A 17,282-nucleotide genomic window follows, 5' to 3' on the forward strand; every position below is an offset into this window, starting at 1 on the left:
GGATACGTGCTTGCAATCGTCTGCCCTGGACAGGGCTCCCAGACCCCCGGATTTTTGGCCCCTTGGCTGGAACTCCCCTCCGTCGAAGGCCAATTGGCCGCACTAAGCGAAATCGCAGGCATTGACCTCAAGGCCCACGGAACCACGTCGGATGAAGAGACCATCAAGGACACTGCCGTAGCGCAGCCCCTGATCGTCGCTGCCGGCCTGGTGGCTGCCAAGTCCTTGTTCGATGTCGAACTCAGCACACTTCCCGTCATCCTCGCCGGGCACTCCGTCGGCGAAATCACGGCGTCAGCCCTTGCCGGTGTGCTCACCGAGTCCGAGGCAATGACCTTCGTTCGGGAACGCGCAAACAGCATGGCCGCAGCAGCTGCCGTGACGCCCACGGGCATGAGTGCAGTTGTGGGCGGAGACCCCGCGGAGGTCCTGGCAGCTATTGAAGCCGCGGGCGCCACTCCGGCCAACGTCAACGGGGCCGGACAAACAGTTGCCGCGGGGACGTTCGAACAGCTCAAGGCTTTGGCGGACAACCCACCGGCGAAGGCCCGCGTCATCCCGCTGAAGGTTGCCGGCGCCTTCCACACTTCCCACATGGCACCGGCGGTCAGCGCCCTCGAAGCCCTCAAGCCGTCCTTGTCGCCGCAGAACCCGGCTGTTCCGCTGTTGTCCAACTTCGACGGCAAGGAAGTTACAGCAGGTCCTGCAGCCGTGGAAAGCCTGATTGCGCAGGTCTCACGGCCGGTCCGCTGGGATCTGTGCATGGAAACGCTGGTTGAGCGCAGCGTCACCGGCGTCATTGAACTGGCACCGGCCGGCACACTCGCAGGGCTCGCAAAGCGCGGCATGCCTGGCGTCAAGACTGTTGCCGTGAAAACCCCGGATGACCTGTCCGCGGCTCTCGCGCTCTTCGCAGAACTGGAGGGACAGGCATGAGCACTCCCGTATTGAACAAGGCTGTTGTCAACGAGAATGCCCGCATCCTGGGCATCGGTGCATACCGCCCGGATGTCATCGTCACCAACGACGACGTCTGCCAGTGGATCGACTCCTCGGATGAATGGATCCGCCAGCGCACCGGAATCATCACCCGCCACCGCGCTGCTGCTGACGTCAGCGTCATCGACATGGCAGAAGGCGCTGCACGCGAAGCGCTCAAGCAAGCCGGAATCGAAGCCTCCCAACTGGGCGCCGTGATCGTGTCCACCGTGACACACCCTTACGCCACTCCGTCGGCCGCCGCTGCACTCACCGACCGTTTGGGCGCGACGCCGGCACCGGCCTTCGACATTTCGGCCGCCTGTGCAGGGTACTGCTACGGAGTGGCCCAGGCCGATGCCCTGGTACGTTCAGGTGCAGCCCAGTACGTCCTGGTTGTCGGTGCGGAGAAGCTCTCCGATGTCATCGATAACCACGAGCGCACCATATCCTTCCTGCTCGGCGACGGCGCAGGTGCCGTTGTGGTTGGCCCATCTGAGACTCCCGGCATCGGCCCCTCGGTCTGGGGCTCCGATGGAAGCAAGTGGGACGCCATCGGCATGACCCACTCCCTGGAGGACGTCAAAAAGCTGGGCGAATCCGCGCGGCACTCCGATGAAACTGACGACCCCGCCATTCTTTCGGCAACCCAGGATGTTTGGCCCACCCTGCGGCAGGACGGTCAGACCGTGTTCCGCTGGGCCGTCTGGGAAATGGCCAAGGTAGCGCAGCAGGCTCTGGACGCCGCCGGCATCGAAGCCAGCGACCTCGCTGCCTTCGTTCCCCACCAGGCGAACATGCGCATCATTGACGAGATGGTCAAGAAGCTCAAGCTTCCCGAATCTGTTGTCATCGGCCGCGACATCGCCCAAGCGGGCAACACGTCCGCGGCATCCATCCCGTTGGCAACACACCGCTTGCTCCAGGAAAACCCTGAGCTGAGCGGCGGCCTGGCACTGCAGATCGGGTTCGGCGCCGGACTGGTCTTCGGCGCCCAGGTAGTGGTTCTGCCGTAGCCGGGCCTCCTCCCGGTCACCTGGCAACAGCCCAACTGAATACGACTTACAAACCCAAGCCGCAACCCGCGGTTTGCCCCCTTTCCGGCAGTAGCCGGTCCAACAAGAAAAGGAGCCAACAATGGCTAGCAACGAAGAGATCCTGGCCGGCCTGGCTGAAATCGTCAACGAAGAAACCGGCCTCGCCACCGAAGCCGTGGAGCTGGACAAGTCCTTCACCGAGGACCTGGACATCGACTCCATCTCCATGATGACCATCGTCGTGAACGCTGAAGAGAAGTTCGGCGTACGTATCCCGGACGAAGAGGTCAAGAACCTCAAGACCGTCGGCGATGCCGTCAGCTTCATCGCCAACGCACAGGCCTAGTCCTGTCACCAGCTGTGCCGGGCCGGGATCCCTATCCTTGCGCCCGGCACAGCCGCAGTAACACCCATAGATTTTCTTGCCTCCCCCTGTGAACCGCGCATGCGGGACGGCTATCCGACAGAGAGTGATCGCATGGCACGCAAAGTAGTCATAACCGGTCTGGGGGCCACCACTCCCATCGGCGGCGACGTACCCACAATGTGGCAGAACGCGCTGAAAGGGGTCTCCGGCGCCCGCACGCTTGGCGACGAGTGGGTGACCAAGTACGACCTCCCCGTCCACTTTGCTGCACGGTGCTCGACGCCGGCACTCGAGGTCCTGAGCCGCGTTGAGGCCAAGCGCATGGACCCCTCCACGCAGTTTGGTGTCATCGCAGCGCGTGAGGCATGGTCTGACTCCGGGATCGAAGAAATCGACCACGACCGGCTCGCCGTAGCATTCGCCACCGGCATCGGCGGTGTCTGGACGCTGCTGGATGCGTGGGACACGCTCAGGGACAAAGGCCCCCGCAGGGTCCTGCCCATGACTGTTCCCATGCTCATGCCCAATGGCGTGGCAGCCGCTGTCAGCCTCGACCTCGGTGCCCGCGCTGGCGCGCACACTCCCGTTTCGGCCTGCGCATCCGGCACCGAGGCCCTCCACCTCGGATTGGACCTGATCCGCTCCGGCAAAGCAGACGTTGTGGTGTGTGGTGGTGCTGAAGCTGCCATCCACCCGATGCCCTTGGCTGCGTTCTCCTCCATGCAGGCCTTGTCGCGTCGCAACGACGAGCCGGAACGTGCCTCCCGTCCATACGACATCGACCGTGACGGCTTTGTCATGGGCGAAGGCGCCGGCGCCTTGGTCCTCGAGGCCGAGGAACACGCGATCGCACGAGGGGCGCGCATTTATGCCGAACTCGCTGGGACGTCCGTCACTGCCGATGCCTACCACATCACGGCACCGGACCCGGAGGGCCTGGGCGCAACCCGTGCCCTGAAGGCGGCCATGTTCGATGGCCGGATCCAAGCGGAGGACGTGGTGCACGTCAACGCACACGCCACCTCAACTCCCGTTGGCGACAAGCCTGAGTACACGGCCCTACGCGCCGCCCTGGGCACGCATGTAGACAACGTGGCGGTCTCCGCTACCAAGTCGCAAATGGGTCACCTCCTGGGTGCTTCAGGGGCCGTTGAGGCTGTCCTGACCGTACTAGCCGTCTACGAGCGCAAGGCACCGGTAACTATCAACCTCGAGAACCAGGATCCCGAGATCCCCCTCGACGTCGTGACGTCCGTTCGCGATCTTCCCGCCGGCGACATCGTGGCCTTGAGTAACTCCTTCGGCTTCGGCGGACACAACGCCGTCATCGCTGTCCGGAACGTCTGAGCGAGGAATTACGCAGCCGTCCCAATGAGACAAAAGAAGGGCCCCACCAGCAGGTGGGGCCCTTCCTTTTGCTATGGGGAAGCGCTTAAATCGGTTTTGTTATCCGACCTGGTGCAACCAGCGCACGGGCGCACCCTCAGCTGCGTGACGGAAGGGTTCCAATTCCTCATCCCACGCTTCGCCCAGCGCCAGGGAAAGCTCATGGTAAACGGCGGAGGGGTCTCCTGCGCCGGACTCGTAGGCGTAGCGGATGCGGTCCTCCGTCACCATGATGTTGCCATGAACATCAGTGACGGCGTGGAAGATACCTAGCTCGGGTGTGTGGGACCAACGTGCACCGTCTACCCCCTGGCTGGGTTCTTCAGTCACCTCGTAGCGCAGGTGTGCCCAGCCTCTAAGAGCGGACGCCAATTGGGCCCCCGTACCCGGAGCGCCGGTCCACGACAACTCCGCCCGGAACATTCCCGGCGCGGCAGGTTGAGGGGTCCACTCAAGATCGGTTCGCTTATCCACGACCGATCCAATGGCCCACTCAACGTGCGGGCAAAGTGCCGTTGGGGCCGAGTGCACGAACAAGACACCGCGGGTTGTTGCAACAGACATTCCATCCTCCATAGCTGTAGGTACGTCTTCCCCAACGACCTCTGCCTGGATGTTTGCTGTTGCTGCCGGATGCCATGTAAATCATGCGGCCCCTGACAGGCTATTTAGTTTTCTTGGTATTAAAGACGATATTGGCACAGATTTAACCCTCAACCGTGAATTGAAGGTTTCCCCGTGGTGCTTTCATTTTGCCGTACCCTGCCCGTTTCCGCCAGTATCGCACGTGCGGGGGATACTCAGGCCCTTGGGTGCGCTTGCTGGTAGCTCTTCCGGAGGCGGTCCACCGAAACATGGGTGTAAATCTGCGTGGTTGCCAGGCTGCTGTGACCGAGTATTTCCTGAACAGCGCGCAAGTCCGCTCCCCCGTCCAGCAGGTGGGTGGCCGCGCTGTGCCTGAGCGCGTGCGGCCCAGTGGCAGAGGTGTCACCCAATGCCTGCAGCAGCTCACTCACCACAGCTCGGATTTGGCGCGGATCAACACGCTTGCCACGCAATCCCAGGAACAAGGCTGGCCCGCTCGTGGAAGTCACTACAGCCGGCCTGCCCCGCCTCAGCCAGTCATCCACCGCCACAGCTGCCGGAACACCGAAAGGAACAGTACGCTCCTTGTTGCCCTTACCTAGCACACGCAGCGTGCGTCGATCGGAATCAAGATCGTCGATGTCCAGCCCGGTCAATTCACCCACACGGACACCAGTGGCATACAAGAGCTCCACCATTGCCCTGTTGCGCAATGCCATTGGACCACCATCGGCGGCAGCAGTATTCAGGTCATTCACCATCCGGGAGACCTGCTGCTGCTGAAGGACACCCGGCAGGGACTTCTCCCGCTTGGGTGCCTGCAGACGGACTGCGGGGTCCGTCGCGATGAGTTCTTCCCGGAGGGCCCAGCCGGTGAACGACCTGGCGGTTGCGGCCCGGCGCGCCAATGTGGCTCGTGATATGCCGGCCTCGCTCTGCGTGCCAAGCCAGCGCCGCAGGGAGCCTAACTCCAGTTGCCCGAGTTCTCGGACCCCCTCCTGGACCGCAAAGCCAAGGAGACTCTCAACATCGGAAAGGTAGGCACGGACTGTGTGCGCAGACCTAGCACGTTCGCCCTCCAGGTAGCGCCGAAAGCCGTCGACTGCATTTTGAAGGGGAGCTGGCAATGAATGACCGTTCACCCTTCCCACTGTGCCAGCCCTCGTCGCAAACAAGGAGTATCAACATGCTTCCTTTGCAGGGCTAGGACGTCTTGGCCCGTTTCCACGCACCCCGTTCGGAGCAGGCCAAACCCATCAGGCCCAGCCGGCCAAGGCCAGCGCGCACAGCATCCGTGCTCAGTCCAGCCACCACAGTCAGCTTCTCCACCGAGCTGGTGGATCGGAGCGGCAAGGCATCCAGGAGAATGAGATCTTCCAAGGACAAGCCGTCATGCACGGAGGTGTCGGAGGCCCGTCCCTCACTTGTGCTCTCGCCGATGGCGCCGGCAAGCTCTGCAATCTCCCCGACGTCGGTGACACAGACGGCTCCGCCGTCCCTGAGGAGACGGTGGCAGCCTGCGGAGTTGGCGCTGTGAATGGATCCGGGGACAGCGGCAACAACCCTTCCGATGGTTTCGGCATGATGGGCCGTGTTGAGGGCTCCCGATCTCCATCGGGCCTCCACGACCACGGTTACTGATGCCAAGGCTGCGATGATCCGGTTCCGTTGCAGGAACCTGTACCTGGTGGGTGCGGACCCGGGAGGGACCTCTGACAGGACAGCCCCCTGAGTGGACACGGCCCGGAGAAGGTCTTCGTTGCCGGATGGGTAGAAGCGGTCCACACCTCCCGCCATGACGGCGATAGTGGGCACACTGGCAACGCCGCCTCTCAAAGCCCCACGGTGGGCATGGGCGTCAATGCCATAGGCCCCGCCGGAGACCACGGTAAATCCGCGCTGCGCCAGGCCGTAGGCGAAGTCGCCCGTGACGGAGGCTCCATAGCTGGTGCTGTCCCGCGATCCAACCAGGGCAATGGCCTGCCCGACAGACGGCAGAGGCTGTTCCCCTCCCCGCCACCACAGGCAAAGAGGTTCCTGGAGTCCCAAGCCTTCCAATTGTTCGGGCCATAGCTCATCGCCCGGGACGATCAACCGCCCTCCCAGCCTGTTCATGGTTTCCAGGTCCCGGTCCGGCGCGAGATCAGCAATTCGGGGTGCCCATCGTCGAAGGCTCGCCGGTAGCCCTGCCCATGACGAAGGTCCGCCTCCTTCCATCAACAGCCCTGAGATCTCCCGCTCGAGGTTTGGCCCTGCGCGCAGTTCACCGGTTGCGACACCCAGAGCATCTATTGCACCTACTGCCTGCACCAGTGCCAGGCCTACAGAGTCCTGCGGCTCCATGAGCCTGGCCAATGCCGCCCTGGCAATTCGTTCTCTCTCTTGCTTCCCTGCACCAGCCATGGCTGTGAATCCTTTCGCGTCTCTTTTACTCATGTGCCGGTGGCAGCTTGATGACTCATGTGGCAGTCGCAGCTTGGCGCAAGCCCAAAGCCTGACCAATGTGGTCGATGTCCGGCGCATCCCTGTGCCCCAGATCTGCCAGCGTCCATGCCAGCCGGAGGACGCGATCGTAGCCGCGTGCAGTGAGGGTGCCCCGTTCGAGTGCAGTGTCCAGAATCCGGGTGGTCCCTGGGGCCAGCCGCAGCTCACCCCGAAGGGTGCGCCCCGGCACCTGCGAATTGGTCTCGAGCCCCATCTCCATCAAACGCTCAAGTTGCCTCTCCCTGGCCGCCAACACCCGTGCAGCGACAGCGCGTGTGTCTTCTTCCTCGCCGGCATGGCCAAAGTCAGCCAAAGACACCCGCTCAACCTGTAACTGGATATCCACGCGGTCCAGCAGAGGCCCGGAGATCCGCCCGAAATATCTCCGGCGCATCATTGCCGTGCACGTACAGTCCATGCCTTTCCCTGAGGCTTTGCCGCATGGGCAGGGATTTGCGGCGAGTACCAGCTGAAACCTGGCGGGGTACGCCGCCGTGCCCGCCGAGCGGTGTATGACCAGCTCCCCGCTCTCCAGAGGTTGCCTGAGGGCATCCAGGACTCGGCGTTCATACTCCGGAGCCTCGTCCAGGAACAAGACGCCGCGATGAGCCCGCGAAGCGGCACCGGGCCTGGGAAGCCCCGAGCCTCCGCCGATGATGGCGGCCGCGGTGGCACTGTGGTGGGGACTTTCAAAGGGAGGCCTGCGGATGAGCCTGACAGCTGCCGACTGGACAGCAGCCAACGAGTGGATGGCGGTCACCTCCATGGCCGCTGTGTCGGCCAAGTCCGGGAGCAGGCCCGGCAAGCGCTCTGCCAACATTGTTTTTCCTGCCCCCGGGGGTCCTGTCAGTAACATGTGGTGGCCGCCGGCAGCGGCTACCTCCAAGGCGCGCCTTGCCTCGCCTTGGCCCGACACGTCACAGAGATCCGGCATCAACGGGACGTGGCCCGCGTCATCCGCAGGCACATCGGCGTCAACAGGGCTGTAGTCGAGGGCGAGGTCTTTGGGATCCGCGCCGAAGTCGTAGGCAAGCCGGGCAAGGGTCTTGTAGCCGCGAACCTTCGCTCCGGGGACCAGCGCCGCTTCCTCAGCGTTGGCGTCAGCCACCACGACGTCCGGGTAACCCGCCTGAACAGCCGCCATGACGGCAGGGAGGATGCCACGTACCGGCCTCAATCGTCCATCAAGCCCGAGCTCTGCAATAAACACGGTTCCGCCAATTTCGCGGATATCGTCGGCAGCACGGAGCACCGCCATGGTGATGGCGAGATCAAATCCAGAGCCTCGCTTGGGAAGAGAAGCGGGAATGAGGTTGGCCGTGATCTTACGCCGGCTGAGGGGAATTCCCGAGTTTTGAGCGGCCGAACGAATACGCTCCTTAGCCTCATTCAGAGCGGCATCTGGTAACCCCAGGATGACGAAGTTCGGGAGCGTTTGGCCAATGTCAGCTTCTACCTCCACGATGTAACCGTTGAGCCCCACCAAGGCAACGCAGTAGCTGCGCCCGACCCCCATCAGCCGACACCGCGCAAGTGCTCAAGTTGCGGTTCACCGACGCCGCTGTCAATGACGGAAACAACATCAATCCGCGTGCGCAGAGCAGCAAGATCATGCTCGCGGCACCACGACAACGAGAGACGATGAAGACGCGCGAGCTTGGCGGCACCCACCGCCTCAAAAGGATGACCGTAGTCCAGGCTCTTCCGGGTCTTTACTTCGGCAACAACCAAGATGTCGCCCTCGATCGCCACGATGTCGATCTCACCGTCCGGGCACCGCCAATTGCGATCGACGATCCGCATTCCCTGGTTCTCCAGAAAATCTGCCGCCAATGCTTCACCGTTACGGCCAAGCAGGTCTTTTGCTCTCATGACCACCACCTCCAAGCACCAGTTTTCAGGCTGGCGTGGTGCGGCGGCAGGGTGTCAATTAGCTATGTGGGTAAACCTGCGGAAGTCAGTGCTGTGGAGGAATACTGAGGAGCGCCTGATTAGTTTCCGAGATCCCCAAGGTCCCCAAGACCGCCATCCTTCGGCAAAGCCAGGTCCTCGCTCCGCGGCAGTTCCTCTACGTTGACGTCCTTGAACGTGATCACGCGAACATTCTTGACGAAGCGGGCAGAGCGGTAAACGTCCCAGACCCAGGCGTCCTGAAGCGTGAGGTCAAAGTAGACTTCCCCGTCCGCACTGCGGGCCTGAAGGTCCACGTGGTTGGCCAGATAGAAACGCCGCTCGGTTTCCACTACGTAGCTGAACAGACCGACAACATCCCGGTACTCGCGGTAGAGCTGAAGCTCCATATCGGTTTCATAGTTCTCAAGGTCCTCGGCGCTCATAGTTCCATCTTGCACTATCAGCCGGGCAGCAAGCGCCACATGGGATGGCGGCGTGGGTCTGAGGCATCAGGCCAGATCAGGACCGGTGAGGTTCCAGCTGGTCCGGTGATGGGCACTGGGGCCTTGCGAGCGAATGACTTCACGGTGAGCGGAAGTGGCGTAACCCTTATTGACGTTCCAGCCATAGGAGGGAATTTCCGAATGCAGGTCCACCATAATCCGGTCGCGGGCAACTTTGGCCAGGACACTGGCGGCGGCAACACTGAGACAACTCATATCCGCTTTGATCCTGGTATGCACTGGCGCCTCGCACCAAGGGCCGGGGTCGGGACTGTCGAAGAGCGAGGCCTGAACGTCCGGCGAAAGCCAATTGTGGCTGCCGTCCAACAGCACAACATCCGGAGTGATGCCGCCTTCAAGGATTTCAAACCAAGCACGGGTTCCGGCCAGCCGCAAGGCGGCGATGATGCCGATTTCGTCAATCTCCCGGGACGATGCATGCCCGACGGCGGAGGCCGCAGCCCACTGTCGAACAAGAGGCTCCAGTCTGTCCCGATCCTCGGGTTTGAGCAGCTTGCTGTCCTTGACGTCAGCCAGCAGGCCATGCTCGGCAAGGTCTACTACGGCAATGCCAACGCTGACCGGTCCGGCCAAGGCTCCCCGCCCAACCTCGTCCACTCCTGCGAGCAAACGGACGCCGGAGGATAAGAAAGACCGTTCGACATCGAGGGTGGGGACACCCACAGGGCTCTTGGCCTTCTTAGTGGATTTAGCCGTTGCCTTGCTCTGTGTCCTACTCTGCGCCTTGACCTTGGAGCCGGTAGCCGTTGATGCCATTGCTGTGCCCAAGTGCCTTACTTAGCCGGGGTGCCGTCAGGGACGTCACGGAAAACGTCCTGATAGTTATCGAGGATGGTCCATCGGTTGATCGGCCAGGCAATAACGGTGGCTTTACCTTCAACATCCTCGATGTTGATAAATCCGCCGTTGACTTCCTGATGCATCCGGGAATCCTCGGAGTGGTTGCGGTTATCCCCCATCACCCAAACTTTTCCTTCCGGAACAACAATATCGAAGGGCTTCGGCTGCGGCACCTCGGCCGGATTGATGTAAGTCTCGTTCACAGGCACACCGTTGATGGAAAGCCTGCCTTCTGCATCACAACAGGACACCCGGTCCCCCGGGAGCCCGATGATGCGCTTGACCAGGTGCTGATCATTGTTGTCAGGAGCCAGGCCGACGAATTCCAGGCCGTCTCCCACCCAGTCCATGGGTCCGGCCGGCTTCGTGGCTACTGGCGGCAACCAAGCCTGAGCGTCCCTGAACACCACAACATCCCCGCGTTCGAGGTCGAAGGGCCCTGGCACCAGGAGGTTGATGAAGATGCGGTCATTGACGTCCAACGTGCTTTCCATGGACTCGGAGGGGATGTAAAACGCCCTGAACAGGAAAGTCTTGAGCAGGAAGGACAGCACCAGCGCAATCGCCACAACGGTGACGATTTCCTTGACCCACACAAGCACGGGGTTTTTGCGTGGTTTCTCGGCTGCGTGGGAGCCTCCTTCGGAGTCCCTGGCACGAGGCCCGTCCGATTCTTCGGGCCGAGGCGTCACGTCGTCATCCGGGCGGGACTCAGCCGTGCCGGCGGCACTGGCCGTTCCATCCGAGAGCCGGGCGTCGTCGTCGTAACGCTCGGGGTTCTCTGGAGCTTTGTCCGGCATTTACTGTCCGTTCTTCGGTGGTGTTTCGGCCTGCTCTGAGCGAGGCATCTCTGCAAATCTATCAAGTGGCCAGACGATCCGGACCGGTCGGCCTACAACCCGATCCACGGGAACCATGCCGCCACCCGGGGCACCCAGCAGCCCGCGCGAGTCAGCGGAACGTGAACGGTGGTCACCCATGAGCCAGAGGCGACCATCAGGGACCACGACGTCGAACTTCTGTTTGCTGGGCTCGTCCCCGGGATACAGATAGGGTTCCTCAAGAACCTGACCATTCACCGTGAGGTGCCCTGCCGTGTCGCAGCACTGGACGTGGTCGCCGCCCACCCCTATGACACGCTTCACGTACGTGGTGTCGCTGCCGGTGAGCCCAAACCATTGGCTGGCGGCGGACACCGCATCAACAAAAGGACCCTGTCCGCTGCTCAGGGGGTCGAAGGAACCGCGGCCGTCGAAAACCACAATGTCCCCGCGGCGAATCGGTTCAGAGGCGAAGGCCGTCCGAGAGACCAGGATCCGGTCCCCTTCTTCAAGAAGGGGTTCCATGGATTCGGAGGGAATGTAGTACACATCCAGCCACAAGGACCGGACCAGGCCGCTGATCGCAACGGCCAGCACTAGTGCGAGCAAAACAAAACGCCAGCCCTGTTTCCGGGGCTGGCGTTCTGATGTGTCCATGACTCGTATCCCTGTTGCGTTGCGGATTGCTCCGGAACAACCGGGCACGAATCCTGGACCCCTTACGTAAGTCGGAGGACTTACTTGGCGAAGTCGCGCTTTTCCTTGATCTTCGCAGCCTTACCGCGCAGTGCGCGCATGTAGTAAAGCTTGGCGCGGCGGACGTCACCCTTGGTGACGACCTCGATCTTGTCGATGATCGGGGAGTGTACCGGGAAGGTACGCTCTACGCCGACACCGAAGGAAACCTTGCGCACGGTGAAGGTTTCGCGAACGCCATCGCCCTGGCGGCCCAGGACGAAGCCCTGGAATACCTGAACACGGGAGTTCTTGCCTTCGATGATGTTGACGTGAACCTTGAGGGTGTCGCCCGCGCGGAACTCAGGAACATCGTTACGCAGCGAGGCTGCATCTACGCTATCGAGGATATGCATTAATCCACTCCTGGTGAACGCCACAGGTCATTCACTTTGGGTTACGGCGGACAAGCCCGGGGCACAAAGGCCTACCGGAAATCTCCGCCGAAGTTTCTTAGTGTCCGGTTCCGCCACTGATTGGCGTCACCGGGTTGTCCGACTGTTGGCTGAACTCCCCCTGTGGCAGGTGTCAGCCCAGCAGACACAAGGGTTAATTCTGCCATATGTGCTGCCATCCGGCCAACCGCCCGGCGCCCCGCACCTTTCGACGGCGGGACGTGACTTAGTTCCCGGCGTTGCCGCCGGGCTTGGCACGCAGGCGCCCATCGACGACGTCGTACCCGAGCTCCGCGAGGGCCTGCCGGTCCGCGCGACTCAACCCGCCGGCGTCGAAACCTTCCATAAGATCCGGCCTGCGCTCCGCCGTCCGGCGGAATTGCTCATGGCGCCGCCACTGGGCAATCTTGCCGTGGTTGCCGCTGAGCAGGATCGGAGGGACGTCGTGGTCCCGCCACGCTGAGGGCTTGGTGTACACGGGATACTCCAAAAGGCCATCCGAGTGGGATTCCTCAACCAGCGATTCCGGATTGCCAACCACCCCTGGAAGAAGGCGTCCAATGGCTTCAACCATGGCCAACACTGCCACTTCACCGCCGTTGAGGACGTAGTCGCCGAGGCTGACAGGCCGGACGGTGAAATGATCCTGGGCCCACTCGATGACGCGTTCGTCAATGCCTTCATATCGGCCACAGGCGAAGACCAGGTGTTGCTCTTCGGCGAGCTCATACGCCAGGGCTTGGTTGAACTTCTCCCCTGCCGGCGACGGAACTATCAGCACCGGTTGTGAGCCTTCGCGGACGGTTGCGACTGATTCCAGGGCCTGCGCCCACGGTTCAGGTTTCATGACCATACCGGCGCCGCCACCATACGGGGTGTCATCCACCGTCCGGTGCCTGTCCGTCGTGTACGTGCGCAGATCGTGGACGTTCAGCTCCAGCAACCCGTCCTGCCGGGCCTTGCCTATGAGCGAGAGCTCCAGCGGGGCGAGGTACTCAGGAAAAATGCTGACAACATCGATCCTCATTTAGGCATCATCCCCGGCGCCATCCTTGGGCTCCTTGACGTTCTCGTCGTTGATCTCAAACAGGCCTGATGGTGGGGTGATGAGGATGTAGCCTTCCTCGACGTTGACCTCGGGAACGATTTCATCGACGAAGGGAATGAGGATTTCCTTGCCATCGGCAGCCTCGACCGTCAGCAGGTCCTGGACTGGAAGGGTGGTGAGAGCAGCTACTTTGCCCACTACCTGCGAGCCAACGCGGGCCTCCAGGCCAACCAGCTCATGCTCGTACCAGCCCTCGTCGTCGTCTTCGTCGTCGAGTTCCTCGGTTTCGATGAAGAGCTTCGCTCCCCGGATGACCTCGGCAGCATTGCGGTCGGCAATTTCTTCGAAGCCAAGCAGGAGGATGTCCTTATTCCACCGGGCACTGCGGATGGTCAATGGGCCAGCGGAGGCGGGCTCCACAACGAACTCGGTTCCAGCGACGAAACGCTCGGAAGGCGCGTCGGTGAGTACCTGCACCGTTACCTCGCCGCGAATACCGTGCGGTTTGCCGATCCGGGCCACCTGGAGCTGCATGGGTTCCTCTGAATTCTTATAGTGCCTGCGCCGCGCGGCGGCAAAGACAGGAAATTGTGGATAAAGCAATCCGGCCCCTCCACCATATTCGGTGAAGGGGCCGGATCTAAGACAAGTAGTGCTGAGCGCGTTACCGGCGACGGTCGGTGTCGACGACGTCGACCCTGACCTGCTCGCCACCGGCCAGGGCTGCAACCACCGTGCGCAATGCACGCGCGGTGCGTCCCTGTCGGCCGATCACCCGTCCGAGGTCCTCCTGGTGAACTCGCACCTCGAGGGATTCCCCGCGGCGGTTGTTCTTGGCACTGACCTTGACATCCTCAGGGCTGTCAACGATCCCACGGACCAAGTGCTCGAGCGCTTCTGCCAGCAACTTACTCAGCCTCGGTGGTCTCTGCTTCAGCCTCGGCCGGAGCTTCGGCTTCGTCCTTCTTGGCCTTCTTGGTGATGGCTTCCGGAATGATAACGGAACCCTTCTCCGGGGCTACGAAAGCTTCCTTCGGAGCTTTGGTCTTCAGGGTGCCTTCCTGGCCCGGCAGGCCCTTGAACTTCTGCCAGTCACCGGTGATCTTGAGGATCGCCGCAACCTGCTCGGTGGGCTGGGCACCAACGGAAAGCCAGTACTGGGCACGCTCGGAAGCGACCTCGATGTACGACGGCTCTTCGGTGGGGTGGTACTTGCCGATTTCTTCAATGGCACGGCCATCGCGCTTGGCGCGGGCATCCATGACGACGATGCGGTAGTACGGTGCGCGCATCTTACCGAAGCGCTTAAGGCGAATCTTTACGGCCACTTTTGTGGTCACTCCTGTTTCTGAAACGAGGTTGAACCCGACGTTCTGCACCCGTGGGGCGGGCCGTACTAGACGGTTCGAAGGACAAGATACGAGCACGGAGAGAGGGGCCGCACCGATCGAGTACCTGTCTATTGTGCCAGATGCCCGGAGCAAATACGACTCCGGTCCCCCTACCCGGCGTGTTCTTGCCCACTCCCGCGGTTAATGCTGCAGCCTCAAGCGAACAGGGGCGTCATTCGGACCAGACGTAAAGCCCGGCGCGCTCCGCCTTCTCGACGTCCGTCGCGAGGGCAGCCAACTGCTGGACATACTGGCGCGATTGCGCGGCATCGAAAGGCATATCGTCCTGTTCAGCCCATGCAGCGGCAACGTCGTCAAGAACGTTGGCGTCGCCTTCGCTCTCATAGGTGAGCAGTTCGGCAAGGGCCCGCACCATGGCTTCAGGGACACCCAGGAGGGCGTCGCTTGTGACGTCAACCAGGGCAAGCTCGTAGTCAGCTCCGGCGGCGTGAACAGCCTGTCCTGCGAGGTCGCCCAGTTGTTCGACTTCGAAATCGGTGATGCCGTCAATCCGAACGGCCGGGCCGGTTACACCTGCACCCTTCTCCAAGGCTGCAGCCCGCTTGAGCGCTTCATCGTGGGTGGCTACAAAAACTTCGGCAAAGCCCATGGAAAGTACTCTCATTCCTTCGTGCTGACGGGGCGGCGGCACAGGATCCCGGAGGTTCCGTGCCGTCATGCCAAGCCTAGTGCAGCCGGGGGCGCGGACTGGTCCTCAGCGCACGGTGACGCGCAGCTTGTTCCGCCAAGGATCATCAAAGCGCAGCTCGGCACCGGTATGGTGGCTCTGCACACCGGCAACCTTGAGGCGATCAGCAAGCGCGGCCACGTCATCGGCGCCGGGGACTTGAATCAGGACCTCCCCCAGGCCCAGCGTGTCCTTTCGCGGGCCCGCTCCACGGCTGTTCCAGACGTTCATGGCCATGTGGTGGTGGTAGCCGCCCGCGGAGACGAAAAGCGCCTGGCCGTGCCAGCCTGCGGTGCGCTCGAAGCCCAGGGTTTCAACGTAGAACTTTTGCGCGGTCTCCACGTCACCCACCTGCAGGTGAACGTGCCCGACGCCGGCCGCCGACTCACGCTGCCCGGTCACGGCAGCTTCACTCAGGTGCTGCTGCAGGAATCGCTGCGGCGGGAGAGCAACGTTGTCCATGACAACGTTCTTGCCATCCCACTTCCAGAGGTCACGGGGCTTGTCGTAGTACAGCTCAATGCCGTTGCCTTCGGGGTCGGTGAAGTAGAACGCTTCACTGACCAAATGATCGGCGCTGCCTGCGAACGCGCGGGGTTCGTATTCGGCTGCCGTGGCAATGGTGGCGGCCAATGAGGGCTGGTCCTCGAACAGAATGGCCGTGTGGAACAGGCCGGCTTCGCCCCGACCCGGAATCTGCAGGCCAGCCGCGGGAGCGAGGTGGACGACCGGCTTGCCGACACGCCCCAAATACAGCCCGCCGTCTTGCTCGGCCACCACGTCCAGGCCAAGGGCCCGCTGGTAGTAGTCACTCATGACCTTCATGTCGCCCACCTTGAGCATGACGGTGCCCATGGTGAGTTCGGCAGGCAGAAGATCCTGGCTGGATGATGAGGTCATGTGAAGCTCCCGGTTCCGAGGTGGCCGCTTATCGGCACCTTCTTACCTATCTAAATTACTTGAAGCTTCAATTTATTCCTAACGCACGACGTTCCCTCGAATCACGATGTGCCGGAGTTCGTCCATAGTCCGCAGCTGACGCCGCGGATCCTCACTGCAGAGCACGACGTCGGCGCTGGCCCCTTCACTGATGCCCTCGGCTCCCAGCCACGCACGGGCACCCCAGGATGCGGCGTTCAGGACCGCCGCCGGCGGAAGGCCGGCGTCGTGCAGTTCCTTCATCTCCTCCGCAATCCGGCCGTGCCTGATGACGCTGCCGGCATCAGTCCCGGCATAGATCGAAACCCCCGCTTCGAAGGCCGACAACACACGCTCATGGCGACGCTCCCACAGACGCAGCATGTGGTCCGCGTACTTCGGAAACTTTGGCTCTGCCTGCGCGGCAATATCGGGAAAGGTAGCGATATTGACCAACGTTGGAACAATCGGCACCGACTGCTCCACCAAGCGGGGAAGGTGCCTCGGGAGGAGACCGGTAGCGTGCTCAATGCAATCGATATTGGCATCGAGCATGTCGTCAATGGTGTCCTCAGCGAAACAGTGAGCCGTGACCCTGGCACCTTCATCATGCGCCGCTGAGATGGCATCCTTCACGGTCCTGGCCGGGAAGGAAACCGCGAGGTCACCGACGTCGCGATCTATCCAATCGCCCACTAGTTTCACCCAGCCATCGCCGTCCCGGGCTTCCTTTCGTACGGTCTCAACCAGTTCAGCGGGCTCAATTTCATGCCCCAGGCCGCGGAGGTACCGCCGGCTCCGCGCAATATGCCGGCCTGAACGGATCAAGCGGGGCAAGTCCGATCGCTGCTGTACCCAGCGGGTGTCCGAGGGCGATCCGCAATCGCGGATTAACAGCGTCCCGGCGTCGAGGTCTGCTTGGGCTTGGGCCAGCGTGGCGTGCTCATCAACGGCTCCTCCAACACCGAGTCCGACATGGCAGTGAGCGTCAACCAAACCCGGCAGGACCCAACCGTCCAGCACTCTGTCCGGCGCAGAAGCGGGACGCTGGAACGTCAAGGTGCCGTCCACTGACCATAGCCCCTGGCGCTCTTCGTCCGCCGAGACGAGCACGGGTCCACTGAATTCGATGATGTTGGCCATGGCAAAAGCGTAGCCGGGGTGGCATGGCAGAGCCGGTTCCCACCATGTG

The 17,282-nt window shown here is 62.2% G+C and carries 21 protein-coding genes; 4 read left to right on the forward strand and 17 right to left on the reverse strand.

Features of this window, described 5'->3' with window-relative positions; genetic code table 11:
* Positions 1–6 precede the first annotated feature (6 nt).
* From LDN70_RS12425 to LDN70_RS12440, 4 genes are all read left to right on the forward strand, one after another.
* Positions 7–936: an ACP S-malonyltransferase gene (locus LDN70_RS12425; protein WP_223940451.1), complete on the forward strand. Its 930-nt coding sequence runs from the start codon at positions 7–9 to the stop codon at positions 934–936.
* Positions 933–1,994, forward strand: a complete 1,062-nt coding sequence (locus LDN70_RS12430; RefSeq protein WP_142938954.1) for a beta-ketoacyl-ACP synthase III — start codon at positions 933–935, stop codon at positions 1,992–1,994. The genes LDN70_RS12425 and LDN70_RS12430 overlap by 4 nt, the downstream gene beginning before the upstream one ends.
* A gap of 121 nt (positions 1,995–2,115) precedes the next feature.
* Positions 2,116–2,361 (forward strand): acyl carrier protein, encoded by a 246-nt coding sequence (locus LDN70_RS12435; RefSeq protein WP_011692310.1) that lies wholly within the window; start codon positions 2,116–2,118, stop codon positions 2,359–2,361.
* Positions 2,362–2,493: 132 nt separating this feature from the next.
* Positions 2,494–3,729 (forward strand): beta-ketoacyl-[acyl-carrier-protein] synthase family protein, encoded by a 1,236-nt coding sequence (locus LDN70_RS12440; protein WP_142938953.1) that lies wholly within the window; start codon positions 2,494–2,496, stop codon positions 3,727–3,729.
* 99 nt (positions 3,730–3,828) lie between these two features.
* Here LDN70_RS12440 and LDN70_RS12445 read toward each other — a convergent pair whose 3' ends face one another.
* The 17 genes from LDN70_RS12445 to LDN70_RS12525 all read right to left on the reverse strand — a co-directional run bounded on the left by LDN70_RS12445 (position 3,829) and on the right by LDN70_RS12525 (position 17,233).
* Positions 3,829–4,332 carry a DUF3145 domain-containing protein gene (locus LDN70_RS12445; RefSeq protein WP_018776197.1) on the reverse strand — a complete coding sequence of 168 codons (504 nt, stop codon included), beginning with the start codon at positions 4,330–4,332 and terminating at the stop codon, positions 3,829–3,831.
* A 236-nt stretch (positions 4,333–4,568) separates the two neighbouring features.
* On the reverse strand, positions 4,569–5,504 hold the full coding sequence (locus tag LDN70_RS12450) for a tyrosine recombinase XerC (protein WP_502773743.1): 936 nt from the start codon (positions 5,502–5,504) through the stop codon (positions 4,569–4,571).
* 52 nt (positions 5,505–5,556) lie between these two features.
* The gene (dprA, locus tag LDN70_RS12455; RefSeq protein ID WP_223940453.1) at positions 5,557–6,789 is read right to left on the reverse strand and encodes a DNA-processing protein DprA; all 1,233 of its coding nucleotides are present in this window, start codon (positions 6,787–6,789) and stop codon (positions 5,557–5,559) included.
* A gap of 22 nt (positions 6,790–6,811) precedes the next feature.
* Positions 6,812–8,353, reverse strand: coding sequence for a YifB family Mg chelatase-like AAA ATPase (locus LDN70_RS12460; protein WP_223940454.1), 1,542 nt, complete (start codon positions 8,351–8,353; stop codon positions 6,812–6,814).
* A complete protein-coding gene (locus LDN70_RS12465; protein ID WP_142938912.1) occupies positions 8,353–8,718 on the reverse strand; it encodes a YraN family protein in 366 nt (121 codons plus the stop codon). The genes LDN70_RS12460 and LDN70_RS12465 overlap by 1 nt, the downstream gene beginning before the upstream one ends.
* Before the next feature lie 110 nt (positions 8,719–8,828).
* On the reverse strand, positions 8,829–9,173 hold the full coding sequence (locus LDN70_RS12470) for a DUF2469 domain-containing protein (RefSeq protein WP_018776202.1): 345 nt from the start codon (positions 9,171–9,173) through the stop codon (positions 8,829–8,831).
* Between the two features lie 66 nt (positions 9,174–9,239).
* Positions 9,240–10,010, reverse strand: a complete 771-nt coding sequence (gene rnhB / locus LDN70_RS12475; protein ID WP_223942643.1) for a ribonuclease HII — start codon at positions 10,008–10,010, stop codon at positions 9,240–9,242.
* A 17-nt stretch (positions 10,011–10,027) separates the two neighbouring features.
* Positions 10,028–10,894 (reverse strand): signal peptidase I, encoded by an 867-nt coding sequence (lepB, locus tag LDN70_RS12480; protein ID WP_142938772.1) that lies wholly within the window; start codon positions 10,892–10,894, stop codon positions 10,028–10,030.
* A complete protein-coding gene (lepB, locus tag LDN70_RS12485; RefSeq protein ID WP_142938771.1) occupies positions 10,895–11,572 on the reverse strand; it encodes a signal peptidase I in 678 nt (225 codons plus the stop codon).
* Positions 11,573–11,652: 80 nt separating this feature from the next.
* Positions 11,653–12,006 (reverse strand): 50S ribosomal protein L19, encoded by a 354-nt coding sequence (gene rplS / locus LDN70_RS12490; protein ID WP_014922079.1) that lies wholly within the window; start codon positions 12,004–12,006, stop codon positions 11,653–11,655.
* 265 nt (positions 12,007–12,271) lie between these two features.
* Complete coding sequence (gene trmD, locus LDN70_RS12495; RefSeq protein WP_223940455.1) at positions 12,272–13,072, reverse strand: tRNA (guanosine(37)-N1)-methyltransferase TrmD; 801 nt, start codon at positions 13,070–13,072, stop codon at positions 12,272–12,274.
* On the reverse strand, positions 13,073–13,627 hold the full coding sequence (gene rimM / locus LDN70_RS12500; protein WP_223940456.1) for a ribosome maturation factor RimM: 555 nt from the start codon (positions 13,625–13,627) through the stop codon (positions 13,073–13,075).
* Positions 13,628–13,757: 130 nt separating this feature from the next.
* Positions 13,758–14,000 carry an RNA-binding protein gene (locus tag LDN70_RS12505; RefSeq protein WP_011775119.1) on the reverse strand — a complete coding sequence of 81 codons (243 nt, stop codon included), beginning with the start codon at positions 13,998–14,000 and terminating at the stop codon, positions 13,758–13,760.
* A 1-nt stretch (position 14,001) separates the two neighbouring features.
* A complete protein-coding gene (gene rpsP / locus LDN70_RS12510) occupies positions 14,002–14,421 on the reverse strand; it encodes a 30S ribosomal protein S16 (protein WP_017199647.1) in 420 nt (139 codons plus the stop codon).
* A 235-nt stretch (positions 14,422–14,656) separates the two neighbouring features.
* A complete protein-coding gene (locus LDN70_RS12515) occupies positions 14,657–15,109 on the reverse strand; it encodes a hypothetical protein (protein ID WP_142938910.1) in 453 nt (150 codons plus the stop codon).
* Positions 15,110–15,199: 90 nt separating this feature from the next.
* Positions 15,200–16,072: a VOC family protein gene (locus tag LDN70_RS12520; protein WP_142938768.1), complete on the reverse strand. Its 873-nt coding sequence runs from the start codon at positions 16,070–16,072 to the stop codon at positions 15,200–15,202.
* Between the two features lie 78 nt (positions 16,073–16,150).
* Positions 16,151–17,233: an amidohydrolase family protein gene (locus LDN70_RS12525; protein ID WP_223940457.1), complete on the reverse strand. Its 1,083-nt coding sequence runs from the start codon at positions 17,231–17,233 to the stop codon at positions 16,151–16,153.
* Between the last annotated feature and the right edge of the window lie 49 nt (positions 17,234–17,282).

Source organism: Arthrobacter sp. StoSoilB22 (assembly GCF_019977315.1).
GTDB lineage: Bacteria > Actinomycetota > Actinomycetes > Actinomycetales > Micrococcaceae > Arthrobacter.